The organism is Blastococcus sp. OS1-29, assembly GCF_057628075.1.
The window spans coordinates 914826-938557 of sequence record NZ_JBXXJK010000001.1 but is presented as its reverse complement, the minus strand read 5'-3'; the positions used below and the strand labels follow the sequence as shown (position 1 = coordinate 938557).

At 73.4% G+C, this 23732-nt stretch carries 25 protein-coding genes; 19 read left to right on the top strand and 6 right to left on the bottom strand.

What is annotated here, in order from left to right; translation table 11 throughout:
• Nucleotides 1-14 precede the first annotated feature (14 nt).
• The 8 genes from AC2H4J_RS04645 to AC2H4J_RS04610 all read left to right on the top strand — a co-directional run bounded on the left by AC2H4J_RS04645 (nt 15) and on the right by AC2H4J_RS04610 (nt 6537).
• Nucleotides 15-647, top strand: coding sequence for a DUF3618 domain-containing protein (locus AC2H4J_RS04645; RefSeq protein WP_487463654.1), 633 nt, complete (start codon nt 15-17; stop codon nt 645-647).
• A 159-nt stretch (nt 648-806) separates the two neighbouring features.
• The gene (locus AC2H4J_RS04640; RefSeq protein WP_487463653.1) at nt 807-1181 is read left to right on the top strand and encodes a response regulator transcription factor; all 375 of its coding nucleotides are present in this window, start codon (nt 807-809) and stop codon (nt 1179-1181) included.
• Entirely contained in the window at nt 1178-2929 is a 1752-nt protein-coding gene (locus tag AC2H4J_RS04635; RefSeq protein ID WP_487463652.1) for a sensor histidine kinase, read from the top strand. Before AC2H4J_RS04640 ends, AC2H4J_RS04635 begins: the two co-directional genes overlap by 4 nt.
• A 230-nt stretch (nt 2930-3159) precedes the next feature.
• Entirely contained in the window at nt 3160-3777 is a 618-nt protein-coding gene (locus AC2H4J_RS04630) for a TasA family protein (protein WP_487463651.1), read from the top strand.
• A gap of 32 nt (nt 3778-3809) precedes the next feature.
• Nucleotides 3810-4463 (top strand): signal peptidase I, encoded by a 654-nt coding sequence (locus AC2H4J_RS04625; RefSeq protein ID WP_487463650.1) that lies wholly within the window; start codon nt 3810-3812, stop codon nt 4461-4463.
• 44 nt (nt 4464-4507) lie between these two features.
• Nucleotides 4508-5107: a hypothetical protein gene (locus AC2H4J_RS04620; RefSeq protein ID WP_487463649.1), complete on the top strand. Its 600-nt coding sequence runs from the start codon at nt 4508-4510 to the stop codon at nt 5105-5107.
• The gene (locus AC2H4J_RS04615; RefSeq protein WP_487463648.1) at nt 5101-5778 is read left to right on the top strand and encodes a response regulator; all 678 of its coding nucleotides are present in this window, start codon (nt 5101-5103) and stop codon (nt 5776-5778) included. The genes AC2H4J_RS04620 and AC2H4J_RS04615 overlap by 7 nt, the downstream gene beginning before the upstream one ends.
• A 33-nt stretch (nt 5779-5811) precedes the next feature.
• Nucleotides 5812-6537, top strand: coding sequence for a response regulator transcription factor (locus AC2H4J_RS04610; RefSeq protein ID WP_487463647.1), 726 nt, complete (start codon nt 5812-5814; stop codon nt 6535-6537).
• A 10-nt stretch (nt 6538-6547) separates the two neighbouring features.
• On the opposite strand, the gene AC2H4J_RS04605 is transcribed toward AC2H4J_RS04610, so the two are convergent.
• Entirely contained in the window at nt 6548-7255 is a 708-nt protein-coding gene (locus AC2H4J_RS04605; protein ID WP_487463646.1) for a response regulator, read from the bottom strand.
• Nucleotides 7256-7522: 267 nt separating this feature from the next.
• Between AC2H4J_RS04605 and AC2H4J_RS04600 the strand changes: the two genes are divergently transcribed.
• Nucleotides 7523-8710 carry an acyltransferase family protein gene (locus AC2H4J_RS04600; RefSeq protein ID WP_487463645.1) on the top strand — a complete coding sequence of 396 codons (1188 nt, stop codon included), beginning with the start codon at nt 7523-7525 and terminating at the stop codon, nt 8708-8710.
• 3 nt (nt 8711-8713) lie between these two features.
• On the opposite strand, the gene AC2H4J_RS04595 is transcribed toward AC2H4J_RS04600, so the two are convergent.
• Nucleotides 8714-9496: an isocitrate lyase/PEP mutase family protein gene (locus AC2H4J_RS04595; RefSeq protein ID WP_487463644.1), complete on the bottom strand. Its 783-nt coding sequence runs from the start codon at nt 9494-9496 to the stop codon at nt 8714-8716.
• A 150-nt stretch (nt 9497-9646) separates the two neighbouring features.
• Here AC2H4J_RS04595 and AC2H4J_RS04590 point away from each other — a divergent pair, with 150 nt between their 5' ends.
• From AC2H4J_RS04590 to AC2H4J_RS04580, 3 genes are read left to right on the top strand one after another with little or no spacing between them, the layout of a single operon-like run.
• A complete protein-coding gene (locus AC2H4J_RS04590) occupies nt 9647-9889 on the top strand; it encodes a (2Fe-2S)-binding protein (protein WP_487463643.1) in 243 nt (80 codons plus the stop codon).
• Entirely contained in the window at nt 9876-10358 is a 483-nt protein-coding gene (gene bfr, locus AC2H4J_RS04585) for a bacterioferritin (protein WP_487463642.1), read from the top strand. Before AC2H4J_RS04590 ends, bfr begins: the two co-directional genes overlap by 14 nt.
• A gap of 45 nt (nt 10359-10403) precedes the next feature.
• Nucleotides 10404-10625 carry a hypothetical protein gene (locus AC2H4J_RS04580; RefSeq protein ID WP_487463641.1) on the top strand — a complete coding sequence of 74 codons (222 nt, stop codon included), beginning with the start codon at nt 10404-10406 and terminating at the stop codon, nt 10623-10625.
• Here AC2H4J_RS04580 and AC2H4J_RS04575 read toward each other — a convergent pair.
• Nucleotides 10603-11373, bottom strand: a complete 771-nt coding sequence (locus AC2H4J_RS04575; RefSeq protein WP_487463640.1) for a MerR family transcriptional regulator — start codon at nt 11371-11373, stop codon at nt 10603-10605. The genes AC2H4J_RS04580 and AC2H4J_RS04575 overlap by 23 nt on opposite strands.
• Nucleotides 11374-11483: 110 nt before the next feature.
• On the opposite strand from AC2H4J_RS04575, the gene AC2H4J_RS04570 reads away from it, so the two are divergent.
• From AC2H4J_RS04570 to AC2H4J_RS04550, 5 genes are all read left to right on the top strand, one after another.
• Nucleotides 11484-13325 (top strand): hypothetical protein, encoded by a 1842-nt coding sequence (locus tag AC2H4J_RS04570; RefSeq protein ID WP_487463639.1) that lies wholly within the window; start codon nt 11484-11486, stop codon nt 13323-13325.
• Nucleotides 13326-13359: 34 nt separating this feature from the next.
• Nucleotides 13360-13785 carry a hypothetical protein gene (locus AC2H4J_RS04565; protein WP_487463638.1) on the top strand — a complete coding sequence of 142 codons (426 nt, stop codon included), beginning with the start codon at nt 13360-13362 and terminating at the stop codon, nt 13783-13785.
• Nucleotides 13782-15086, top strand: a complete 1305-nt coding sequence (locus AC2H4J_RS04560; RefSeq protein WP_487463637.1) for a hypothetical protein — start codon at nt 13782-13784, stop codon at nt 15084-15086. Before AC2H4J_RS04565 ends, AC2H4J_RS04560 begins: the two co-directional genes overlap by 4 nt.
• A 147-nt stretch (nt 15087-15233) precedes the next feature.
• On the top strand, nt 15234-15581 hold the full coding sequence (locus tag AC2H4J_RS04555; protein WP_487463636.1) for a flagellar FlbD family protein: 348 nt from the start codon (nt 15234-15236) through the stop codon (nt 15579-15581).
• 3 nt (nt 15582-15584) lie between these two features.
• Entirely contained in the window at nt 15585-16355 is a 771-nt protein-coding gene (locus AC2H4J_RS04550) for a motility protein A (RefSeq protein ID WP_487463635.1), read from the top strand.
• Between the two features lie 9 nt (nt 16356-16364).
• On the opposite strand, the gene AC2H4J_RS04545 is transcribed toward AC2H4J_RS04550, so the two are convergent.
• From AC2H4J_RS04545 to AC2H4J_RS04535, 3 genes are all read right to left on the bottom strand, one after another.
• Nucleotides 16365-17759 (bottom strand): protein kinase domain-containing protein, encoded by a 1395-nt coding sequence (locus AC2H4J_RS04545; RefSeq protein WP_487463634.1) that lies wholly within the window; start codon nt 17757-17759, stop codon nt 16365-16367.
• Nucleotides 17760-17878: 119 nt separating this feature from the next.
• On the bottom strand, nt 17879-19348 hold the full coding sequence (locus AC2H4J_RS04540) for a GntP family permease (RefSeq protein WP_487463633.1): 1470 nt from the start codon (nt 19346-19348) through the stop codon (nt 17879-17881).
• The gene (locus AC2H4J_RS04535; protein ID WP_487463632.1) at nt 19345-19905 is read right to left on the bottom strand and encodes a gluconokinase; all 561 of its coding nucleotides are present in this window, start codon (nt 19903-19905) and stop codon (nt 19345-19347) included. Before AC2H4J_RS04535 ends, AC2H4J_RS04540 begins: the two co-directional genes overlap by 4 nt.
• Before the next feature lie 117 nt (nt 19906-20022).
• Here AC2H4J_RS04535 and AC2H4J_RS04530 point away from each other — a divergent pair, with 117 nt between their 5' ends.
• The gene (locus tag AC2H4J_RS04530) at nt 20023-20427 is read left to right on the top strand and encodes a CBS domain-containing protein (protein ID WP_487463631.1); all 405 of its coding nucleotides are present in this window, start codon (nt 20023-20025) and stop codon (nt 20425-20427) included.
• Between the two features lie 42 nt (nt 20428-20469).
• Complete coding sequence (locus AC2H4J_RS04525) at nt 20470-23721, top strand: ATP-binding protein (protein WP_487463630.1); 3252 nt, start codon at nt 20470-20472, stop codon at nt 23719-23721.
• Nucleotides 23722-23732: the final 11 nt, after the last annotated feature.

Here is a 23732-nt window from a genome sequence, read left to right as displayed (position 1 = left end):
TCGGAGCCACAGACATGACCACGAGTGACCCGGAAGTCATCCGCCGGCAGATCGAGGACACCCGACGCGAGCTCAGCTACGACGTCGACGCCCTCAACGAGAAGGTCAACCCAGCCCGCGTCGTCGACCGTCGCGTCAGCGCGGCGAAGGGCCGTATGACGAACCTGAAGGAGAAGGTCATGGGCAGCGCCCAGGACACGACCGCGTCGGCCCACGGCATGGCGTCCAACGCCGCCGGATCGGTGCAGGACGCCGCGTCGTCGGCGGCCGAGGCCGTCCAGAACGCGCCGGACGCCGTCGTCCGCCAGACCCAGGGCAATCCCATGGCCGCCGGGCTGATCGCGTTCGGCGTCGGCTGGCTCGTCTCGAGCCTGCTGCCGGCGTCGGAGAAGGAGAAGCAGCTGGCCCAGCAGGCCGAGAGCGCCGTCCGCGAGCACAAGGACGCCCTGCTCGAGCCCGCGAAGCAGGCAGCACAGGAGATCGGCGAGCAGCTCAAGCCCGCCGCCCAGGACGCCGTCGAGTCGGTCAAGTCCACCGCCCAGGACGCCGCCGCGACCGTCAAGGACGAGGGCCAGTCCGCGGTGCAGGACGTGCAGGGCCAGGCCGAGCAGTCCAAGCAGCGGGTCCAGAGCCAGACCGGGTCCTGACACCCCGGGTCCCCGGACCGACCGCTCCACCGCTGCGCCCCGCCGGTTCTCCGGCGGGGCGCAGCGCCGTCCGGGTCACCCCGAGGGGTGAGAGCCGCTCCCGGCACCCTGCAGGGCCCGCCTGAACAGGCCGTTGTCCTGTTCGTGGACGGAACTGGCGTGCGCGTGCTGGTGGCCGACGACGAGGACGACATCCGCACCCTCGTCGCGCTCGCCGTGGCCAAGGCCGGCTGCACGGTCGTCTCGTCGGTCGCCGACGGCGGTGCCGCGCTCGCCGCTGCGCGGGCCGAACTGCCCGATCTCGCCGTCCTCGACGTCTCCATGCCCGGGGCGACCGGCCTCGAGGTGTGCGCCGCCCTGCGTGCCGACCCGGCGACCGCCGGCATCCGCATCCTGCTGCTCTCGGCGGGCGCCTCGCTGGAGGACGTCGCCGCGGGCCTCGCCGCCGGCGCCGACGCCTACCTGGCCAAGCCGTTCCAGATCTCCGGGCTCGTGCACCAGGTGCATGCGCTCACGGCGAGGCAACCGGCATGACCGCCGTGCAGGCCGGCACCGCGGTCCTCGGCCGCGGTGCGCCTCGCCGCCGGCTCTCCGGCCGCCGGGCCGTCCTCGACCGGTCGCTGACCTCTGCCCTGCTGTTCGGCGCGACCGCCGTCCTGCTCGCGACCGGGGCACTGCCCGTGGTCGACGGCGAACTCGTGCTCGCCGGCCTCACCGCCGCGTTCGTCGGCACGCTGCTCTCCCGGCTCGCCGGGCGGCCGGCGATCACCGGCGACGTGGCGGTCGTCGTGCCGCTGGTGCATCTGGTCGCCGTCGGGCTGATGACGGCGGGCACCGCCTCCCCCGCGGTGCTCCTGCTGGCGGCCGCGCCGGTCATGACCCTGGTCGCCGGCCCCGGCCGCCGCGGCGTCGTCCTCGCGACGGTCGGCACCGCGGCCCTGCTGACCGTGCCGGGACTGGGGACCAGCGGCTCCTCCCCGACGGCCGCTCTGCTGCTCGCGCCGCTCGCGGTGGGCCTGGGCGGGCTCGGGGTCAACGAGACCACCCGCCGGATCGCGAGCCAGGGGGCCCGGATCGAGCGGCTCGAGGCCGAGCGGGACCAGTTGCTGGCCCAGGTGCAGACCCGCGCCGACGAGCTCGACCTGGCCACGCGCATGCTGGCCGCGCGCGCCCAGACGATGACCAGCGTGATCGACGCCGTCACCGAGCAGTCGATCATCGGCACCGACGTCGACGGCATCATCCGCGTCTGGAACCCCGGCGCGGAGAAGATGCTCGGCCTGCCGCGCCCGGACGTCGTCCGGAAGCGGTCGATCCTGGAGTTCCACCTGCCGGAGGAACTCGAGGACGGCGACGCCGCGACCGGTCTCGCGGCGCTGGTGCGTGCCGCGCAGGAACACGGCAGCGACGTCCGCGACTGGACCTACGTGGCCGCGAGCGGCGAGCAGCGCACCGTCTCGGTCGCCATCACCCCGCGCACCGACGACCAGGGCAACCACGCCGGCTGGAACTTCGTCGGCACCGACATGACCGAGGCCCGCGCCACCGAGCGCATGAAGGACCAGTTCGTGAGCCTGATCAGCCACGAGCTGCGCACGCCGCTGACCTCGATCCTGGGGTACCTGGAACTCGTCCTGGAGGACGACGACCAGCCCCTCACCGACGAACAGCGCTCCTACCTGACCACCGTCGAGCGGAACGCCGACCGGCTGCTCCGCCTCGTCGGCGACCTGCTGTTCACCGCGCAGGTCGACGCAGGCCGCTTCACGCTGACGCCGGCGGACGTCGACCTTGCGACCGTGGTGCGCGCCGCGGAGGAGTCCGTGCGCGTGACGGCCGCGAATGCCGGCGTCGACGTGCTCGTCGAGGTGCCCGCCGAGGGACTCGTGGTGCCCGGGGACGCGGTCCGGCTGGGTCAGGCCTGCGACAACCTGGTCTCCAACGCGGTCAAGTTCACGCCCGCCGGCGGCCGGGTGACGCTGTCGCTGCGGGAGGCCTGGCGGCTCCCCGACGGCGAGGTCGTGGCGGCGGCCTGCCCGGACGCCGTCCCGGTGGCGCAGCTGGCGGTCAGCGACACCGGCATCGGCATCCCCGCGACCGAGCAGGGGAAGATGTTCACCCGCTTCTTCCGGGCCACCACCGCCCAGAAGAACGCCGTCCCCGGTGTGGGGCTGGGCCTGGCCATCACCAAGGCCATCACCACCGCGCACGGCGGCACGCTCGACCTGCTCAGCGCCGAGGGCGCGGGCACGACGTTCACGCTCACCCTCCCCCGCGCCTGAGCCCCACCTCCCGTTCCTCACGCGTGTGCGCCGAGGCCCACTTCTCGCGTCGAGAAGGGGGCGTCAGCGCAGACCGTCCGGTCGGAAACAGCGCGATTCGAGGGTTCTGCGCGTATCCCTTGCGGATTCCTTGCGGATCGCTGGCGGGTGGCCTGCGGTTGGCCTCGGAGAGTTCTCCCTGTCGCCGGATCCCCCGGTGACACGAACACCGGACACAGGGAGAACCAGTCATGAACGCCAAGAACATCGCCTCGAGCCCCACCGCTCGCAAGGTCGTCGGCTCGCTCGGCGTCCTCGGTGCGGCCGCTGCCGTCGCCGGCCTCGGCACCTTCGGTACCTTCACCGACAGCAGCACCCCGATCGCCTCCACCATCGCCTCGGGCACCGTCGACATCGACGTGACCCAGCAGGGCTTCACCGTCCCGGCCACCACGAGCAACTTCGTGCCCGGCGACTCGCTCACCCGGGCCGTCAACCTGATCAACAAGGGCAGCTCGGACCTCGGCTCGGTCACCCTCAACTCGACCGTCGCGACCCCGAGCGTCCTGACCACGGACCTGACCAACGGCCTCCAGCTGGCCGTCAAGTCCTGCTCCGTCCCGTGGACGCAGGCCGGCACCGCCTCGGCGGCCACCTACACCTGCTCCGGCACCGAGCGCCTGATCGCGTCGGGCCCCGTCGTCAACAACGTGACGCTCAGCAACCCCGCGTCGCTGACCGCCGGTGCCACGGACTACCTGACGTTCGCGATCTCGCTGCCGACGTCGGCCGACAACACCTTCCAGGGCAAGTCCGCCGCGCTGAGCCTGACCTTCACGGGCACCCAGCGCACCGGCTCGGCCCGCTGAGCCACGCTCCACGAGCTGACGGAGATCACGTCATGACCGCAGTCCTCCCTGTCCGGGAGCCGGGGGCAGCCGACCAGCTGCCCCCGGCCGGGGACAAGAGCTCCGCCGCCGGCCTCGCCGGCACGGCCCGCCGCACCGTGGGCCTCGTGGCCCCGTGGCTGGTCCGAGGACTCATCGGACTCGCCGTCCTGACGTTCGCCTTCCTGGCCGTCGGCCCGCACGTGCTCGGCTACCGCACCATGACCATGCTCACCGGGAGCATGGCGCCGGAGATCAACCCGGGTGACGTCACCATCGTCACGCCGATCGCGGTCTCCGAGGTCCGCGAGGGCATGGTGATCACCTACCACCGCCCGATCGAGGACCACAGCCTCGTCACCCACCGGGTCATCTCGGTGGAGAGGACGGCGGACGGCACCGTGACCGTCCGCACCAAGGGCGACGCCAACCCGGCGGCCGACCCGTGGAAGGCCACGCTGAACGGCGACACGGCCTACCAGGTGCGTGGGGTCGTCCCGGTCCTCGGACACGTCATCGAGGCCCTGCGGGCCCCGATCGTCGCCCAGGTCCTGCTCTACGGTGCCCCGACCCTCCTGGTCGGCTGGCTCCTGCTCACCATCTGGCGCCCCGCCCGGGACGACGAGAACGGGGCGGACGACGACTCGTCCGCATCCGCCTCGGCCTGATCCCGCCCGCACACCACCACACGACACGAGAGGAGAACCCGGTCATGACCGCCATCCGTCGCAGCCTGACCCTGCTCCTCCTCACCGTCGCCGTCATCGCCGGCGCCGGCCTCCCCGCCTCGGCCGCCTTCGGCGACACCGTCACGATCACCACGACGGTCCCCACCCTCACGGTGGCGGCACCGGCCACCGTGACGGTCAACGACTCCTGCACCACCACGACGACCGTCGTCAAGCGGACCGTGTACACCAACCCCGGCACCGGCGAGCAGATCCAGACCGCCTACAGCTCCACCACCACCTCCGCGACCAGCTCGACGAACGTCCAGAGCACCTCCTCGAGCACGGTGGCCGGCCCCGGTCCGAACGAGGTCACGACGACCACCACGACGAAGAACACCAACCTGACCGTGACCGCCTCCTGGACGGCCAGTGGCACCCGCGGCGTCAACGGCTACCTCGTCAACGCCCACCTCGCCGACGGCACCGTCTACCCGATGGCCCAGACGGCGGCCGGCACGCTGTCCACCAGCCAGACGGTGGATGCCGACAACCTCGTGTACCAGCCGCGGCTGTCCGTGACGACGCTGACCAGCTACGGCTGGACCGCCCGCTCCGCGCTGACCGGGTTCATCACGTGCTGACCGCCCTGGTCGTCGACGACGAACCCGACGCGCGCCGCCGCGTCGCCGGTCTGCTGCGCCTCGGCGGATGGCAGGTCCGCGAGGCCGCCAACGCCGTGGAAGCGCTCCGGCAGGCGGTCGTCGGCGACTTCGACCTCGTCGTCACCGACGTGTCGATGCCCGGCGAGCACGGTCCGGCCATGCTCCGCCGGATGCGCCGCAACGGCTCGCGCGCCCGCTTCCTGGTGGTCACCTCCGACCCCACGGACGACGTCCGGGCCGAGTCCCTCGCGGCCGGAGCCATGGCGTGCCTCGCCAAGCCGGTCGAGGCCGGCATCCTTCTCGACTTCCTGCGCAGCCGGACCACGGGGCCGGCTGCGCAGGGTGAACTCCGGGCCGTCCACGAGGTGGACGACCTGCACGACGACGACCTGGACGCCGAGCTGATGGACCGGCTCCAGGAGATGTACGTCAGCGCCCTGCCGGCCCGGCTCTCGGCCATCGCGCGGAGCACCACGACCGGCGACGCCCCGGGGGTCGTCTCGGCGGCGCACACGCTCGCCGGCACCAGCGGCCAGCTGGGTCATCCGGAGGTGGCCTCGATCTGCCGGGCCATCGCCGCCGACGCCCGCCGGGGCGTGATGGCCCACGCGCGGGTCGTCGAGCTGCAGGCACTCGCCTTCGCGGGCTGACCGAACTTTCCCCCACCAGAGACCGAGGCCGCCATGCAGCACGACCCGCAGGACGGGCTACCCGGTGGGACGCCGTCGGTCCCGACCGCGCTCGTGGTCGACGACTCCTTCGCCGCCCGGGCCCGGGTCATCACCCTCCTGCACCTGGGCGGGTGGCGCGTGCACCAGGCGGTCGGCACCGACGACGCGCTCCGGCTGGCCGCGCTGATCGAACCCGACCTCGTGGTGACCGAGATGGTCATGCGCAACGGCCACGGCGCGACCCTGATGCGGCGGCTGCGGGAGCAGGGGTCCACCGCCCGCTTCCTCGTGGTCGCGGCCCGGCGCACCCAGCAGTGCCGGGCACTCTCCTCGTCCGCCGGCGCGCTGGCCTGCCTGGCCAAGCCGGTCGATCCGCGCCTGTTCGTGGACGTGATGCGGGGCCTGGCCCCGGCGGTCGCCGCGCCACCGGTCCGGAGCGAGCCCGCCGACCGCCCGACCGACGAGTCGTATCCGCAGACGCACGAGATGTTCCTGAGCTCGCTGCCGCACCGGTTGTCGGCGATAGCGATCAGCGCTCAGGCCGGGGACGCCGGCGGCGTCGCCCTGGCCGCCCAGAGCCTCGCCGCGGTGAGCGACCGGCTGGGGCACCCCGAGGTCGCGTTCCTGAGCAACTCCATCGCCCGCGACGCCCGGCGGGGCACGGTCTCCCGGACCCGGCTCGTGGCGCTGATCGAGGTGTGCGCGCGGATCGACTCGGGCAGCGTCCTGACCGCCTGAGACCTGTCTTTCAGGCGGCGACGAGCCGGTAGCCGACCCCGCGCACGGTGCGGATCTCCGGTGAGTTCAGCCCGGCCGCGACGAGCTTGCGACGCAGGTTGGACATGTGGGCCTCGACCAGCCGGAGGTTCCCCTCCCAGTCGGTCTGCCAGACCTCACGCAGCAGCGTCTCGCGCTGCAGCACCCGGCCGGGCCGGGAGGCCAGCGCCGCGAGCAGGTCGAATTCGGTTCGGGTGAGGTCGACGACGACGCCGTCCACCCGCACCTCGCGGCTCTCCTCGTCCACCTCGAGCTCGGCCAGGCGGCGGACCGTCTCCTCGGCGGGCGCGGTGGCCTCGGCAGGCTGCGCCGTCCGCGGGAAGCGCAGCATCGCCTGCACCCGCGCCACGAGCTCGCGCGGGGAGAACGGCTTGGCCATGTACCCGTCGGCGCCGACGGCCAGGCCGATCAGCAGATCGACCTCCTCGGCGCGGGCGGTGAGCATCAGGACGTAGCACTGGGTCTCGGCGCGGATCTGACGGCAGATCTCGGTGCCGTCGGCGTCCGGCAGTCCCAGGTCGAGCACGATGAGGTCAGGTGCATCCCGGCGGACCTCCTCCAGGGCAGCGGCCCCGGACGTCGCCTCACGGACGTCGAAACCGGCCCGCCGCAGCACCGTGGTGACCAGCTCACGGATCTCGTCGGTGTCTTCCACGACGAGCACGGACTGTTCGGCCACGACCTCTCCTCCTCACGGCTACCGGGGCGTGGACGGCAGCGACCGTCCATCACCTGACCGGGTGATCGGCAGGAGGGGGCATCGCCTTGAGTCCAGCCGCCGGCCGGCTGCGGCGACCTCCCCGAACGGGTGACTGCTCATCCGGTGCCCGACCCGTGTGAACTGACCCACAACCACCGCCTGCCCAGCAGCGCCGATCACGCAGCGTGATCAGGAGACGGGTTTCGACTGCCCGGCAACGGGTCACGAATCCATAACGTGGGCTCGATGACTGCTGCGGCGATCGCCATCCGACCGACATCCGGCGGCAGCCGCTCCCGCGAGGGACGCCGCCTGGACCTCGACGTCGTCCGCGGCCTGGCCATCGTGCTGGCGCTCGGCTGGCACTTCAGCGGCACGCCCACCGGCAACCGCCTGGTCGATGCGCTGACCTGGCCCGGCCGGCAGTTCGGCTGGGCGGGTGTGGACCTGTTCTTCGTGCTGAGCGGCTTCCTGCTCGGCCGGCTGGTGCTCACCGAGCAGTCGCGGACGGGCCGCTTCGACGGCCGGCGGTTCACCGCCCGACGCCTGCTCAAGCTGTGGCCGGTCCTCTACGTGTTCCTCGCCGTGCAGCTGTTGGCCGGCCCGGAGCCGTGGACGTCGTATCTGTGGCAGAACGCCCTGCACCTGCAGAACTACGCCGGCACCTCGCTCACGCACCTGTGGTCACTGGCGGTCGAGGAGCACTTCTACCTCGCACTGGCCGTGCTCTTCCCGATCTTCGCCCGGCGGAAGGGCTCCCCGCGGCTGCTCGCGATCGTCCTCATCGGCATCCTCGTGGCCGGCCTCGCCCTGCGGGTCTGGGGTGCGGCCCACGGCGTTAGCGACACCCGCCTGCAGTGGCGCACCCACTTCCGCGTCGACTCGCTGGCCGCCGGCGTCCTCCTCGCGCTGGTCTGCGTGCACTGGCCCGAGCGGTTCGAGGCGCTGCGGGGTCGCCGTTGGCTGCTGTTCGCGGTGTTCGGCGCCGGCGTCGTCCACCTCGCGGCCGTGGGCAAGGAGGGACCGGTCGGGAGCACGCTCGGCTTCACGGTCGCCTACCTGACGGCGGCGGCCCTGCTGCTGCTGGTCTACCGGGCCCGTTGGGTGCCCCGCGCGCGCGTGGTTGCCGTCCCCGTGGCTCTGCTCGGCCGCTACTCCTACGGCATCTACATCTGGCACGTCTTCGCGGCGGCAGTCGCGCTCGATCTGCTCCCCGGCGTCGGTCCGGAGTCGACGACGGCGGCCGCCCAGGTCGTGAAGTACGGCGCCGCGATCACGCTCGGCGTGCTGGCGACCGTCGCGGTGGAGAAGCCCGTCCTGCGGCTGCGCGACCGCCTGCTGCCGGCCAAGGACCACGCCGCCGCGCCGCCGGCACCGGCGACCGTCCCGATCGGCGTCGCACCGCGGCGCGAGGTGGCGCGCGCCGCCGCCTGAGGCTCAATTCAGCGCGCGGGTCCCTTCCGGCAGGGCGCCCCCACCGACGACGGCCACGACCGCGTCCTGCAGGGCGGTCAGTGCGACCCGCTGCGTGAACGGCCCGGTCGACACCCGGGCCACCCCCAGTGCCTCCAGCTCGCTGGTCGGCAGAGACCGCCCCGGCACGCTGATCACGCTGAGCTTCCGCCGGCCGAGCCCCTCGACGAGGGCGCCGATCTCCTCGGCCGCGACCACGCCGGGCACGAACACCACGGGCGCGCCGGCCTCGAGGAACGCCCGGCCGCGCCGGATCGCCTCCTGCACCAGCTCACCGCGGTCGGCATCCTTCGGAGCCCGGATGAAGGCGTCGGTCCGCGCGTTGAGCACGAAGTCGATGCCGGCGTCCCGCCCGGCCGCGAGCACCGCCTCGACCGCCGCGACCGCCTCGTCGAGCGGCTTCATCTGGTCCTCCAGGTTGCCGCCGACGACGCCGCGCCCGATCGCGCGGCGGGTGGTCTCCCCCGCGTCGCCGTAGCCGGCCTCGAAGTCCATGGTCACCGGCAGGTCCACCGCGTCGACGATCCGGCCGACCATGTCCAGGTGCAGCTCGAGCGGGATGTTCTCGCCGTCCTCGTAGCCGAACGTCGAGGCGATCGAGTGGCTGGCCGTGGCCAGCGCGCGGACACCGTCGGTGGCCGCCACGACCTGCGCCGAGACGACGTCCCAGACGTTGGTCAGGACGAGGATCTCCGGAGCGGAGTGCAGGTCGAGCAGGGTGCGGGCGCGGGTCGCGAGATCAGCCATGGACCGAACCTAGGCCCGGCGGGGTCACGTCGGCGACAGTGGCACGGACCACACTGGCGTGATCACTTAGGTCAGGCTAACCTCGCGCTGTGCCGCCGGTGGTCCGCCCGGCACGCGGCCCCGTCCAGCTACCGGTGAGGCATCCGCTCCATGTACGTCTGCCACTGCGCCGTCGTCACCGACGGCGACGTCCTCGAGTCGATCGCGAACGGCGCCCGCTGCGTGGCCGATGTCGCGCGCCAGACCGGGGCCGGCCGCTCCTGCGGGAACTGCGTCTCCACGCTGCGCGACCTGGTGTGCCAGCATTGCACCGTCCGAGCCGAGCGGGACGCCGCCGGTGCGGCCCAGTTCGTCGCCGAGCCCGAACTGGGAGTCGCTGGTGCAGCCCGTTAGCCCTCGAGTCGTCGAACTGCTCAACGACGCACTGACGTTCGAGCTGACCGTCACCAACACGTACTTCCTCAACGCCCGGATGCTCGACGCATGGGGTCTGCCCAAGCTCGGCAAGGTCTTCTACGACCTGTCGATCGACGAGATGCGCGACGCCGACGACCTCATCCAGCGCATCCTGCTGTTCGACGGCCACCCCAACCTGCAGCGCCTGGGTGCCATCCGGGTCGGCGAGACCGCGGAGGAGATGCTGGCCCTCGCCCTCGACAGCGAGAAGGCCGCCGTCGCGCAGTTCAACGCCGGCGCCAAGGAGTGCCACGACCTCGGCGACCACGGCACCGCGGCCGTCTTCGAGGAGATGGTCCACGACGAGGAGAAGCACGCCGACTGGTTCGAGGCGCAGTTGGGCGCGATCGAACGCGTCGGGGTGCCGCAGTACTTGGCCGCGCAGCTCTCGACCGAGGCGCCCTGAGCCTCCGTTTGACACCCTGTCATCGGCCGGTGTCACATGGGGGCCGTGCCTTCCTTCGCGAGCAGCCCGTCCGCGATCGACGTGCAGGCCCACCTCGGTCACTACGTGGCCACGCTCGGGTTCTTCGTCCCGGCCGCGATCCTCATCGGCCTGGTCGTCTTCGCCGTCGTCCGCGACCGGCGGATCAGCGCCCGCGAGGAGGCCGAGGACGCCCGCCGCGAGGGCATGGCACGGGAGGAGATCCCTATCCCTCCGCCAGCCGACTGAGCACGGCCGAGATCGTCTGCTCGACCGCCGCGGCCATCTCCGTGCGGAACGCGGCGAGCAGGGCCTGGGCCGCGGCCGGCTGCAGGCGGCCGACCGTCTCCTGGACCCGCTGGAGCTGCTCCGGCGGGGCGCCGGCGTCGAGGAACGCCTGCTCACCGCTGTCGAGGAACATCTGCACGTAGGTCTGCGCGATCTCGCGGACGAGCGCGTTGACCCGCGTCTGCGCGTCGATGAGCGCGTCCGGCGGCACGCCCAGCGCGACGACCTGCAGGCCCGCGGTCAGCAGGGGCGGGTCGAGCACCCGCAGCGTCCCCTCGCCGACGCGCTCGACCAGGCCGATGTCGACCAGCCGGTCGACCACCGCCGAGTCCTCGGGGACCCCCGCGCGGGCGGCCAGCTCCGCCCCGCTGAGGGTCTCCGGTTCCGCGGGCAGCCACGGCGCCAGCAGGGCGCGGTGCAGCGCCAACGTGGCCGAGCTGGCGGTGGGCGGAGCGCTCGCGAGGGTGCGCTCGATCATCGCCAGCGAGTAGCCCTCGGCGAGCATCTCGCGCACCAGCAGCAGCCGGGCGACGTGCTCGCGGCCGTAGTAGCCGGTACGGCCCACGAGGCGGGGTGGCGGGAGCAGGCCGCGCGCGGAGTAGGCGCGCAGGTTGCGCACCGTGACACCCACCCGCGCCGCCAGTTCGTCGACCGTCAGCTCGTGGTCGCCGTCGTCGAGCGGTCGCGCGGACTCGTCCGGCGTGCTCACCACCACATCCTTGTCATCGTGACCCCACGGTAAACCGCTCGTTCTATGTGTCAGTTGGCGATGTCACGGTCATGGGTGTTCCATGACCGGCATGGCCAGAGGGGGTTCCGTTGCTGCTCGCTGCTGACACTCGTCCCGCCGGAGGCGCCGCCATCGGCGAGGTGATCATCGCGTCGATCGTCGGGGTGGGACTGACCGCACTGGTGCTGGGCCTCGTGTGGCTGCACCGGTCCGGCCGGTCGCAGATCCTCACCACGGCCGGCACCCGGCTGGGCAAGGCGACCGGGGTGCCGCCCTGGGTCGCCCTGCCCACCGTGCTGACGACGGCGTCCCTGCTCTGCGCCCTGTTCGGCATGCTCTGGGACATCTCGCTGCACATCGACGTCGGCCGCGACCCCGGCCCGCTGGCCAACCCGGCCCACTACTTCATCCTGTTCGGCCTGTTCGGTGTCTTCGCCGGGGGCATCTTCGCCTGCGCGATGCCCATGGGCGAGAAGCCGGGACCCGCTGCCGTGCGCTTCATCAAGGGCTGGGACGTGCCCGTCGGCGGCCTGCTGCTCACCGGCGCCGGGTTCTACGCGCTGCTGGGCTTCCCGCTGGACGACGTCTGGCACCGGCTGTTCGGGCAGGACGTCACGCTCTGGGGCCCCACCCACCTGATGCTCATCACCGGCGCGGGCCTGTCGATCATCGGGCTGCTGATCCTCGAGCAGGAGGGCCACGGCGGCCTGTCCACCGACGACGGCGACCAGAAGGTGGGCCGGCTGACCCGCTTCGTCCGGCAGGCGTCGGCGATGGGTGGCCTGCTGCTGGGCCTGTCGGTGTTCCAGGGTGAGTTCGACTTCGACGTCGAGCAGTTCCGCCTGGTCCTGTCCCCGTTCATGATCGCCGCGGCGGCGGGCCTCGCCCTGGTCGCGGCACGCATCTTCATCGGCCGCGGCGGGGCGCTGGCCGCCGTCGCGTTCTTCCTCGTCGTCCGCGGCGTCATCGCGCTCGTCGTCGGCCCGCTGCTGGGCGAGGTCACGCCCACCTTCCCGCTGTACCTGGGCTCGGCGATCCTCGTGGAGCTGGTCGCGCTCTCGGTGCCGCTGCTGCGCCGTCCGCTGGCCTTCGGCTCGGTCTCCGGCGTCCTGATCGGCACGGTCGGGTTCGCCACCGAGTACGGCTGGTCGCACGTCCGGGCGACCCTGCCCTGGGGCACCGACATCCTGGTCGAGGGCGTGATCATGGCGGTCGTCGGCGGTGTGGCCGGTGGCCTGCTCGGCGGACTGCTCGCCGCGGGGCTGCGCCGGCGGCTGCCGCGCCCCGCCGTGGCCCGCACCGTCGTCGTCGGCGCGCTGATCGCGCTGGCCGCCAGCGTCACCAACGGCCTGATCGCCACCGTGCCCAAGCTCCAGGCGACGTTCGGCATCGAGGACGCCACCGACGACCCGCGGACGGCGAACATCACCGTGCAGCTGGACCCGGCGAACGCGCTCGACGACCCGTCCTGGGTGCAGATCACCTCGTGGCAGGGGCAGGGCCTGGTCGTCGACCCGCTCCAGAAGACCGGCGAGGGCCGGTACCGGACGACGCAGCCGATCCCGATCCACGACGACTGGAAGGCGCTGCTGCGCCTGCACGACGGCCGGATGCTCAGCGCCATCCCCATCTACCTGCCGGCCGACGCGGCCATCCCGGCCGACGAGATCACGGCCGACGACGGCATGACGCGCAAGGCCATCCCCGAGATCCGGATCCTGCAGCGCGAGCTGACCAAGTCCGGTGGTGGACTCTGGCTGGTGGCCAACCTGGTCGTGCTGGCCTGCACCCTCGCGCTGATCGCGGCGATCAGCTGGGGCGTGGCCCGCTACGCGCAGCGGGCGAGCGCGGGCGATCCCTTCGCCCGACCCTCGCCACCCGCGCCGGACGACGCGGAACCGCGTGCGACGAGCGGCCTCACCCGCCGCTGATCCCCCGCCCGCCCGAACACCTCCGGAGCCACCCGTGACTCACCCCCGTCCCCGGCTGCGTGCTGCCCTCATCGGGCTGCCGCTGGTCCTCGCCCTGCCCCTCGCCGCCTGCGCGGGGAAGCCCGCCGACTCCGCGGGCTCCACTCCGACGTCCGGGTCCGCCTCGGCGAGCGCCTCGTCGACGTCGTCCGCCTCCGCGGAGCAGCGCATCGAGGTCACCGTCGCGAACGGCGAGGCCAGTGGCGACACCGGTCGCGTGCCGGTCGCCCTGGGGACGCGGGTCACCCTGGTCGTCACCAGCGACGTCGCCGACAAGATCCACGTGCACGGCTACGACCTCGAGAAGGACCTGACGCCCGGCACCCCGGTCACCCTGCAGTTCGACGCGACGGTCGCGGGCGTCTTCGAGGTGGAACTGCACGAGGCGGACACGGTCCTTCTCCGCCTGCAGGTCTCATGACGGTGCTGGCCCACGGGGTCGGCACCCGGCTGGACCTGCCGATCCCCGTCGGCCTCGCGCTGTTCGGCGCGGGCGCGGCGATCCTGTTCACCTTCGCGATCCTGCTGCTGTTCTGGCGCACGCCGCGGCTGGGCGGAGCCGACGCCGGGCGGCCGCTGCCCGAGGGGCTGCAGCGGGTGCTCGACGGCGCGCCGCTGCGCCGCGGGTTGCAGGCCGTCGTCCTCGCGGTCGCCGCATTCGTGGTCGCCGTCGCCTTCGCCGGGCCCGACGACACGCCGCACAACCTGGCTCCCTGGGTGTTCTTCGTGACCTTCTGGGTGGGCCTGCTGCCGGCGAGCCTGCTGCTCGGGCCGGTCTGGCGGGTGGTCAACCCGCTGCGGCTGGTGCACCGTGGGTTGCGCGTGGCGGTCCCCCGGCCGCCCGGTGCCGCCCGGCTGCCCGCGCTCGGCCTGTGGCCGGCCGCCGGGTCGCTGTTCGTGTTCCTGTGGCTGGAGCTCGTGTCGCCGCACCGGTCGGATCCGGCCGTCGTCGGCTGGTTCCTGATCGGCTACGCCGTCGTCCAGGTCGGGCTCGCGCTGTGGTTCGGCGAGCAGTGGTTCGCCGCCGGCGACGGATTCGAGGTCTACTCGTCGCTGATCGCCCGGCTCTCCCCCTGGGGACGGCGGCAGGACGGCCGGCTGGTGCTCCGTAGTCCCATGACCGGAGCCATCAGCACGCCCGCGCGGCCGGGGCTGGCCGCCGTGGTCGTCGTGTTGCTGGGCGCCACCGCGTTCGACGGGCTGTCGCGCACGGTGTTCTGGCAGAGCGGCCCCGGCGCCTCGGACGACGTCGCCAGCGGCACCCTGGGGATGCTGGCGATGATCGCGCTGGTCGCCGCGATGTACCTGGTGGGCACCCGGCTCTCCGGGCGCCTGGCGGGGCAGCCGGCGGCCGTCCAGCCGGGCCGGTACGCCGCCACCGTCATCCCGATCGCGCTCGGGTACACGGTCGCGCACTACTTCAGCCTGTTCGTCCTCGACGGCCAGACGACCTGGATCCTGGCCAGCAATCCGCTCGGCACCCGGGGCACCGACCTGTTCGGCACCTACCGCAACGTGGTCGACCTGAGCGTGGTCAGCGCCGGCACCATCGCGCTCGTGCAGGTGTGCGCCATCGTCGTCGGGCACGTGGTCGGCGTGACCCTCGCACACGAACGGGCGCTGCTCTCGGCGCGGCGGGCACGGGCCTCCGACCAGCTGCCTCTGGTCGTCGTCATGGTGCTTTTCACCTTCGGCGGACTCGGTCTCCTGTTCGGCTTCTGAAGCCCCTCACCAGCGCAGACATCGCACCCCGCAGGAGTGACACGGGCACAGTTCGGCTTCAGGTCGGGCGTCGGCGCGCCGATGGGGAGAACGCCCTCACCGGCGCCATCGGGGTCCGCTACCCCGCCCGAGCGGAAGGACCGCTCCGTGATCGCTGTGACCTGCCGCAACGGTGAGCACTTCTCGGTCGACCCCCTGCAGATCGAGCGGGTCGAGACCGACCCGGACACCGTCATCCGCCTCGTCGACGGCACGAAGTACGTCGTCGGGCTCACGTTCGACGAGGTCCTGCTGGTCGTCCGCGACCACCGGGCTGCCGTGGTCGTCGCGCAGAAGCGCCTCGCCGGTGGCGTGGCCGAGTTCGCCGACCACGCGGCGAAAGTGGCCCGTGGCTCGGTCCGTGTCGAGCGCCGGCAGTACCGCCGGGACGAGGACCATCCCGGGGACCCGCGAGACCGAGCGCCCGAGAACGCCCCGGGCTCCGACGAGGACTGACCGGTGATTCCGGCGTCGATCGTCGGCATGGGGGTGGCCGTCGGGTCGCTGCTCGTGATGATGGTGCTCGAGGGCACCAGCCCGCTCGCGATCGTCCTGCTGCCGCCGCTCGTCCTCGTCTTCGGAGCGACGTTCGGCGCGGCCGTCGCGGGCTCCGCGATGGCCGACCTGCGCCGGCTCGGCCCGTGGTTGCGGATGATCTTCGGACCCGAGCGGGCTGCCGCCGGCGCCTCGCTGATCGCCCAGCTCGTCGAGCTCGCCACCCTCGCGCGCAAGGAGGGCATGCTCCCGCTGGAGAACCGGGCGCGGACGGTCGAGGACCCGTTCCTGCGCCGCGGACTGCAGCTGGCCATCGACGCCGTCCCGGTCGAGCAGCTGCGCCGCGTGCTCGAGCGGGAGATCGACGCGACCCACGACGACGACCTGGTGGCCTCCCGCTTCTTCGCCAAGATGGGCGGCTACGCTCCGACCATCGGCATCATCGGAACCGTCGTCGGCCTGGTCCAGGTGCTCAAGAACCTGGAGGACCCTTCGGTCCTGGGGCCGCACGTGGCGGGCGCGTTCGTCGCCACGCTCTGGGGCGTGCTGTCGGCCAACTTCATCTGGTTGCCGATGAGCGTGAAGATCCGCCGGAACGCGGATCTGCGCCGGGACCAGATGCAGCTCGTCCTCGAAGGCGTGTGCGAGATCCTCGCCGGCACCAGCCCGCGCGCCCTGCGGGACAGGCTGCGCGCCATGCTGCCGCCGAGCGAGGCACGGCTCGCCGCAGCCTGACCGCCGGGGTCACTCGTCCTTGTTGCCGTGGCCGTTGCCCTTGCCGTGGCCGTTCCCCTTGCCGGCCGGTGCAGCGGGGGCCGGCGCAGGGGCCGGGGCCACGGCCGGCGCCATGGCGTACGTCAGGGAGACGACGGTCCCGGGTGCGAGCGCACCCTCGGGCGAGACCGCGGTGACCAGCCCCGCCGCGACCTGTCCGGTCTCCACCGGCGCTGTCTGCACCTGCAGGCCCTTGCCCACGAGCTCGGACTGGACCTGCTCGAGCGGCCGGCCGACGAGGTCGGCGGCCACGACGTCGACCGGAGCGGGAGTGGGGGGCGCCGAGGACGAGGGGGAGGACGTCCCGCCGGCGCCGCGGGCCGGCTTCGGGGCCCCCGCTCCCGCGAGGGCGGCCACGACGACGGCGACGACGACGAAGGCCGCGCCGATCCCGGCGAGCACGCGGATCCCCGTGCGCCGGGCCGCCGGGACCGGCGCTGACGCCGTCGAAGCCGATGCCGCCACCGGAAGGACCCCGGTCGGGGCGGGGAAGGAGGCGGTGGGTGCGGGGACGGACGCCGCGACCGGTTCGGTCGGGCTGATCGTCGCCACGGCCTCCACGGCCCGGCGCAGCGCCGCGCCGTCGGCGTATCTCACCGCCGGGTCCTTGGCCATCGCGCGCTCCACGACCGAGCGGATCCCGGGCGGGACGTCGGCCGGCAGCGGCGCGGGCTGCTCGCGGATCTGCTTGAGCGCGATCTGCACGGCGTTGTCGCCGTCGAAGGCCCGCCGCCCGGCGAGGCACTCGTAGGCGACCGCGCCGAGGGCGTAGACATCGCTCGCCGGGGTGGCCTTGGCGCCGTCGGCCTGCTCGGGCGACAGGTAGTGCGCGGTGCCGACCACCTGCCCGGTGCCGGTCAACGGCACGCTGGACGCCGACCAGGCGATGCCGAAGTCGGCGATCTTGACGGTTCCGTCGTTGCCGACCAGCACGTTGCCGGGCTTGACGTCGCGGTGCACCAGCCCCGCAGAGTGGGCCGCCGCGAGCGCTGCCGCCGTCTGGCGGAGCAGGTCGAGGGTGCGGGCCGGGTCGAGCCGGCGCTCGCGCTCGAGCAGGCTGGACAGCGCCTCCCCCTCGACCAGTTCCATGACGAGGTAGGCGAGGCACTCGCCGTCGACCTCGAGCTCGCCGTAGTCGAAGACCGAGGCGACGTTCGGGTGATGCAGCGCGGCGGTGTGCTGCGCCTCGGCGCGGAAGCGGGCGCGGAACACGGCGTCGCCGGCCAGCTCCTCGCGCAGGACCTTCACCGCGACGGGCCGCTCGAGCAGTGTGTCCCGGGCACGCCAGACGCGCCCCATCCCACCGCTGGCCAGCGGGAGGAGGAGCTCGTAGCGATTGCTGAGCAGGCGTCCCCGCTGCTCCACGCCGGCCTCCTCACCGCAGCTCCGGCGCACCCCCCGGTGCCCCGCCGACACCACGTTCCCAGGGGCGTCCCCGCTCAACCCCGTCCGGACCGCGAGCGCCCCCCGGACGGGTGACGTCGTCAGACGATGACGGAGAGGACCAGCACACCGAGCAGTCCGACGACGGAGATGATCGTCTCCATCACCGACCAGCTCTTGATGGTCTGCCCGACGGTCATCCCGAAGTACTCCTTGACCAGCCAGAAGCCGGCGTCGTTGACGTGGGAGAAGAACAGCGAACCGGCGCCGACCGCCAGTGCTAGCAGCGCGACGGTCGGCCGGTCGAGGTCGGCCGCCAGCGGTGCGACGATGCCGGCGGCGGTGATGGTCGCGACCGTGGCCGACCCCGTGGCCAGCCGGATGCCGACGGCGACCAGCCAGCCGAGCACCAGCGGCGAGAAGTGCGCGCCCTCGGCCCACTTCGCGATCAGGTCGCCGACCCCGGAGTCGACCAGCAGCTGCTTGAACCCGCCGCCGGCGGCGACGATGAGCAGGATGCCGGCGATCGCGGGCAGCGCGCCGCCGGCGATGCCGGAGATCTGCTGGCGCCCGAAGCCGACCGCCGTGCCCAGGGTGAACATCGCGACGATCAGGCCGATGAGCAGCGCGACCGTCGGGTTGCCCAGCACGTCGGTGACCTGCTGCAGACCGTTCTTGGGGTCATCGACGGTCAGCTCGACGACCGCGCGGATCAGCATGAGCACGATCGGCAGCAGGATGGTGGCGATCGTCGGTCCCAGGGCGGGCTGACGGCGGGGGCGGTCGTCCGCCCCGGTCTGCTGGGGCTGCCCGAGGTCGAGGTCGAGGTCGCCGTCGTCGTCGGGGCCGAGGCCGGCCGACCCGGTGCTCCCGGTCTCGCGCCCACCGACCCCCGCCGCGACCAGCGGCGCGGGATGGGCGATGGCGACCCGCTGCGCGATGAACGAGCCGAACAGCGGCCCGGCGATGATCACCGCCGGGATCGCCACGATCAGGCCGAACAGCAGCACCAGTCCCAGGTCGGCCTTGAGGTTGGCGATCGCGACCAGCGGCCCGGGGTGCGGCGGGACGAACCCGTGCAGCACCGACAGCCCGGCCAGCGCGGGAATGCCCACCCGCAGCACCGGCTGGTCGCTGCGCCGGGCCACCAGCAGCACGATCGGGATGAGCAGGACCACGCCGATCTCGAAGAACAGCGGGATGCCGATCAGCGCCGCCACCCCACCCATCGCCCACGGCAGCCCCCGCGGCCCGACCCGGTCGACGATCGTGTTCACGATCCGGTCGGCGCCGCCCGAGTGGGTCAGCAGCCCGCCGATCATGGCGCCCAGCGCGATGAGCAGTCCGACGCTGCCCGTGGTCGCCCCGAACCCGGTGGTGAAGCTGGTGATGATGTCGCCCGGGCTCACCGCGGCGACGACGCCCAGCACGGCGGAGCCGATGATCAGCGCGATGAAGGGATGCACCTTCAGCCAGGTGATGAGCACGACGACGACGGCGATGCCGAGCAGCGCGGCGATCACCAGCAGCGGGCTGCTGTGGGTGTGGTCCACGGCGGCGAGAACACTCATGACGATGCCTCCGGAGCGCTGAGAGAGAGGCCGCGCTCGGCGTCGAGCACGGCGAGGAGTTCGTCGACCACCGCGGCCGGCGGGGCGGCACCGGAGATGCGGGCACCCGGCTCGTCGTCCTCGAGCGGCTCGAGGGTGGCCAGCTGGCTCCGCAGCAGGGAAGCCGGCATGTAGTGGCCGGTGCGGTGCTCGAGCCGTTCGCCGATCAGCTCGGGGGCGGCCGTCACGTGCGCGAACCAGACAGACGGGTGCCCGTCGCGGAGGAGTTCGCGGTAGCTTCGCTTGAGCGCCGAGCAGGTGACGACGACGTTGCGCCCCGCCTTCTCGTGCTCCCCGATCCAGGCGGCCAGGCTGCGCAACCACGGCCAGCGGTCGTCGTCGTCCAGCGGATGCCCGGCCCGCATCTTCTCGACGTTCGCCGCCGGGTGGAAGTCGTCGCCCTCGGCGAACTCCCACCCCAGGCGGTCGACGAGCGTGGCGGCGACGGTGGACTTGCCGGACCCGCTCACACCCATGACGACGATCGTGGTCGTGCCGGATGGTCCGGGTGCCGCCATGATCGGACCGTAGCGCCGGCCGTCGATCAGCGCAGGTCGCGGCGGATCCCGACCCCTCGGGACCGCGCGGGACCACAATGGGCCCGCCGCCACCGGGCACCATCCCGAGGAGTCGCCATGTCCGACAGTCAGCCGAGCGTCGGCGCACTCATGCGCGCGGCCACGACGACGATCGAGCCGGACTCCCACGTCGCGTCCGCCGCCTTCCTGATGAAGCGGGCACACGACAGCGCCCTGGTGGTGACCAGCGGCGACGGGCGTGTGCCGATCGCCGTGATCACCGACGCCGACGTGAGCCAGGCGGTGGCCGACGGCCGCGACCTCAACGAGACCCGGATCAACCAGCTGCACCTGAACCAGCCGGCCGTGGTCTCCCCGGAGACGTCGGTCGCCGAGGCCGCCGAGCGGATGCTGGAGCTGTCGCTGATGCACCTGCCGGTGATGGACGACGGGCAACTGGTCGGCGTGGTCGACATGGTGGCGGTCTGCCGGGCTCTGCTCGACCGGGGCCGGACGGCGTAATTTCCCTGCCGGCGCGCCACGGCGCGGTTGTAGCGTGCCGCCGTGGCACGCACCCCGGCGGAGGGACGCGGACGGCCGCTCCCCGCGGGGACGGTCACCTTCCTGATGTCGGACATCGAGGGGTCCACCCGGCTCTTCCACCGGTTCGGCAGCGACTACCTGCCGCTGCTGGCCGAGCATCGTGAGCTGCTGCGCGAGGCGGTCGCCCGTCACGACGGTGCCGAGGTGGAGACCGAGGGCGACGCCCTGCTGCTCGCCTTCGCCGACGCCGGCAACGCCGTCGCGGCGGCCCTGGACGCCCAGCGCGCCCTCGCCGCCCACCGGTGGCCCGAGGGCGGCGACGTGCGCGTCCGCATCGGGCTGCACACCGGCCCGGCCACGCCGGTCGGTGACGGCTACGTCTCCCTCGCGGTGCACCAGACCGCCCGGATCTCGGCGAGCGCGCACGGCGGCCAGGTGCTGATGTCGGACGCCACCGCGGCCGCGGTCGCCGGGCGCCTCCCTGCGGGGGCCACGCTGGCCGCGCTCGGCTCGTTCCAGCTCCGCGGCTTCCCGGCGGCCGAGCGGCTGTTCCAGCTCGTGCACCCCGATCTGCCCGGCACCTTCCCGGCGCCCCGCGCGCTCGGCGTGGTCGCGCACAACCTCCCGTTCCTGCGGGCGGGCTTCGTGGGCCGGGAGGCCGAACGGGCGGCGTTGCGCGATCTGCTGCCCGCGACCGGCGTGCTGACCGTGACCGGCCCCGGCGGCGTGGGCAAGACCCGGCTCGCGGTCCAGGTCGGGTTCGACGTGATGGACGAGTACGCGGACGGCGCCTGGCTGGTCGAGCTCGCCCCGGTCACCGACCCCGCCCTGGTCGCGGCCGCGGTCGCCGGGGTCGTCGGGGTGGCCGAGCAGCCCGGGCGCGACGTCGGGGAGCTGCTGCTGGAGGCGCTCGCGCCCAAGGCGATGCTGCTGCTGCTGGACAACTGCGAGCACCTGCTGGACGCGGTCGCCGTCCTCGTGGAACGACTCTCCCGGCACTGCCCCCACCTGGTCGTCCTGGTCACCAGCCGGGAACCCCTGGACATCGACGGGGAGGTGGTCTGGCGGCTGGCCCCGCTGCCGACCGTCAGCCTGAGCGGAGAGCTGACCGCCGAACGGGTGGGCGCCGTCGAGGCGGCCCAGCTGTTCGCGCAGCGCGCGGCGCTGGTGCGTCCCGGCTTCGCGCTGACCGACGGGACCGCGCCGTCGGTCGCGCGGCTGGTCGCCCACCTGGACGGGATGCCGCTGGCGATCGAGCTCGCCGCCGCCGCGCTGGTCGACCGGCCGCTGTCGGAGGTGGTCCAGGGCCTCACCGACCGCTTCGCCCTGCTCAGCCGGGGCAGGCGCACGGCCCCCGGCCGGCACCAGACCCTGCGCGCCGCCCTGGAGTGGAGCCTGGACCTGCTGTCGGCCGACGAGCGGCGGGTGTTCGCCCGGCTGGCGGTGTTCGCCGGCCAGGGCACCGTCGAGGCCGCTGCCGAGGTGTGCGCAGGCGCGCCGGTTCCCGCCGGTTCGGTGCCCGCCGCTGTGCGCCGGCTGATGCGCGCCTCGCTCCTGCAGCCCCATGCAGACGTGGACGGGCGCTGGACGATGCTGGAGTCGGTGCGCGAACTGGCCGCGCTGGAGTTGACCGCCGCCGGGGACACCGAGGCCCCCCAGCGGCACCGCGCGTGGTTCGCCGCGCGCGCCGAGGCGTTGAGCGCCGACATCGGACGCACCGACCGGCCCGCCGCCCTGCGCGAGCTGACGGCCGACCACGACAACGTGCGCCACGCCCTCGACGGCGCGGTGGCCGACGGCGACGCGACGACGGGCCTGCGCCTGTGCGTGGCGATGGGTCCGTTCTGGCTGGCGGGGATGCACTGGACCGAGGCGATCGAGCGTCTCCGGACGGTGCTGGCACTGCCCGGGGACGACGACCGGTTGCGCGCTCGGGGCCTGGCCACCGCCGGGCAGCTGCTGCTGCTGCGCGGTGACCTGGCGGAGGCCGACGAGATGTTCGCCGCGGCCCGGGCGGTCGCCGAACGCGTGCACGACGACCAGGCACTCGCCCGCGCGCTGGCCGGTGCCGGCGTGATCGCGTTCCGCGCGTCGCGGCTGGCGGAGTCGCAGCGGCTCTGGGAGCAGTCGCTGGTCTCGGCCGAGAGCGCCGGCGACGACCGCGCGGTCGCCACTGCCCTGCGCAGCCTGGCCGTCGCCGCCGGCAGCCGGGGCGACCAGGACACCGCGAAACTGCTGCTGGACCGGGCGATCGCCTCGGCCCGCCGGATCGGCGACGACCAATTGCTGCGCCAGCTGCTCGGGTCGTCGGCGGAGATGCACCTGTGGCTCGCCGACTACCAGCGCGCCGCGGACGAGTACGGCGACGCCCTCGAGCTGGCCACGGGCATCGGCGACCTCTCCGCCCGGCCACTGCTGCTCGCCGAGCTGGGCTGGGTGGCCCTCCTCCGTGGCGAGGTCGCGGTGGCGACGCAGCTCGCCGGCGAGGCGGTCGCGCTGGCCGAGGAGTTCGTCAACCGCCGGGTGCTCGCCCACGCGCTCCGGCTGCACGGCGAGGCGCTGCTGCGCCGGGGACGGGCGGACGACGGCGCCGCCGCACTCGACCGCGCGCTCGTGGTGGCGCAGGACTTCGGTGCGCCGGCCGAGATCGCCGGGGTGCTGTGCTCGCAGGCCTGGCACGCCTTCGAGCGCCTGCACCTGGCCGACGCCGAGGCCCTCGCCGACCGCTCGGTCGAACTGGCCGAGCTCCCGCACCCGATGCGCCTGGTGTCCCCGGAGTTCATCCGGGGCCTCGTCGCGCTGCGGCGGGGGGACCTGGACGCGGCGGCCGTCGATCTCGCCTCCGGGCTGACCTTCCACGGCGGCCCGGCGGGTCCGCGCCCCGTCGCGAACAGCACTTTCGGACTGGCCTGCGTCGACCTGGCCCGCGGCCGGTCGCGGGCGGGCATCGCGGGTCACGCGTCCGCGCTGCGCCGGCGGCACGGCATGGGTGACCGGCTCGGGGTCGCCGAATCGCTGAGGGCGCTCGCCGGGGCGGTGGCCGCGGCGGAACCCGCCGACGCGGCGCAGTTGCTCGCCGCCTCGGCCGCGCTCCTGTCGGCCGTGGGCGCGGTGCCCACGCCGCGGCAGGAGGCCGAGCTGGCGGAGGCCGGGCGCGCGGCCGGGACGCCGCCGGCCGGTGCGGCGCTGGAGGAGACCGCAGCGGTGGAGCTGGCGTTCGAACTGACCCACCGGTCGGGCGCGGGGCGACAGGTGGCCGCCGGCACGACCTGAACAGCAGCACG

Excerpts from the sequence above, each read along its gene's own strand:
- AC2H4J_RS04645 (WP_487463654.1), top strand. The coding sequence starts at position 15 with ATGACCACGAGTGACCCGGAAGTCATCCGCCGGCAGATCGAGGACACC.
- AC2H4J_RS04635 (WP_487463652.1), top strand. The coding sequence starts at position 1,178 with ATGACCGCCGTGCAGGCCGGCACCGCGGTCCTCGGCCGCGGTGCGCCT.
- AC2H4J_RS04630 (WP_487463651.1), top strand. The coding sequence starts at position 3,160 with ATGAACGCCAAGAACATCGCCTCGAGCCCCACCGCTCGCAAGGTCGTC.
- AC2H4J_RS04625 (WP_487463650.1), top strand. The coding sequence starts at position 3,810 with ATGACCGCAGTCCTCCCTGTCCGGGAGCCGGGGGCAGCCGACCAGCTG.
- AC2H4J_RS04620 (WP_487463649.1), top strand. The coding sequence starts at position 4,508 with ATGACCGCCATCCGTCGCAGCCTGACCCTGCTCCTCCTCACCGTCGCC.
- AC2H4J_RS04610 (WP_487463647.1), top strand. The coding sequence starts at position 5,812 with ATGCAGCACGACCCGCAGGACGGGCTACCCGGTGGGACGCCGTCGGTC.
- AC2H4J_RS04600 (WP_487463645.1), top strand. The coding sequence starts at position 7,523 with ATGACTGCTGCGGCGATCGCCATCCGACCGACATCCGGCGGCAGCCGC.
- AC2H4J_RS04595 (WP_487463644.1), bottom strand. The coding sequence starts at position 9,496 with ATGGCTGATCTCGCGACCCGCGCCCGCACCCTGCTCGACCTGCACTCC.
- AC2H4J_RS04590 (WP_487463643.1), top strand. The coding sequence starts at position 9,647 with ATGTACGTCTGCCACTGCGCCGTCGTCACCGACGGCGACGTCCTCGAG.
- AC2H4J_RS04560 (WP_487463637.1), top strand. The coding sequence starts at position 13,782 with ATGACGGTGCTGGCCCACGGGGTCGGCACCCGGCTGGACCTGCCGATC.
- AC2H4J_RS04540 (WP_487463633.1), bottom strand. The coding sequence starts at position 19,348 with ATGAGTGTTCTCGCCGCCGTGGACCACACCCACAGCAGCCCGCTGCTG.
- AC2H4J_RS04535 (WP_487463632.1), bottom strand. The coding sequence starts at position 19,905 with ATGGCGGCACCCGGACCATCCGGCACGACCACGATCGTCGTCATGGGT.
- AC2H4J_RS04530 (WP_487463631.1), top strand. The coding sequence starts at position 20,023 with ATGTCCGACAGTCAGCCGAGCGTCGGCGCACTCATGCGCGCGGCCACG.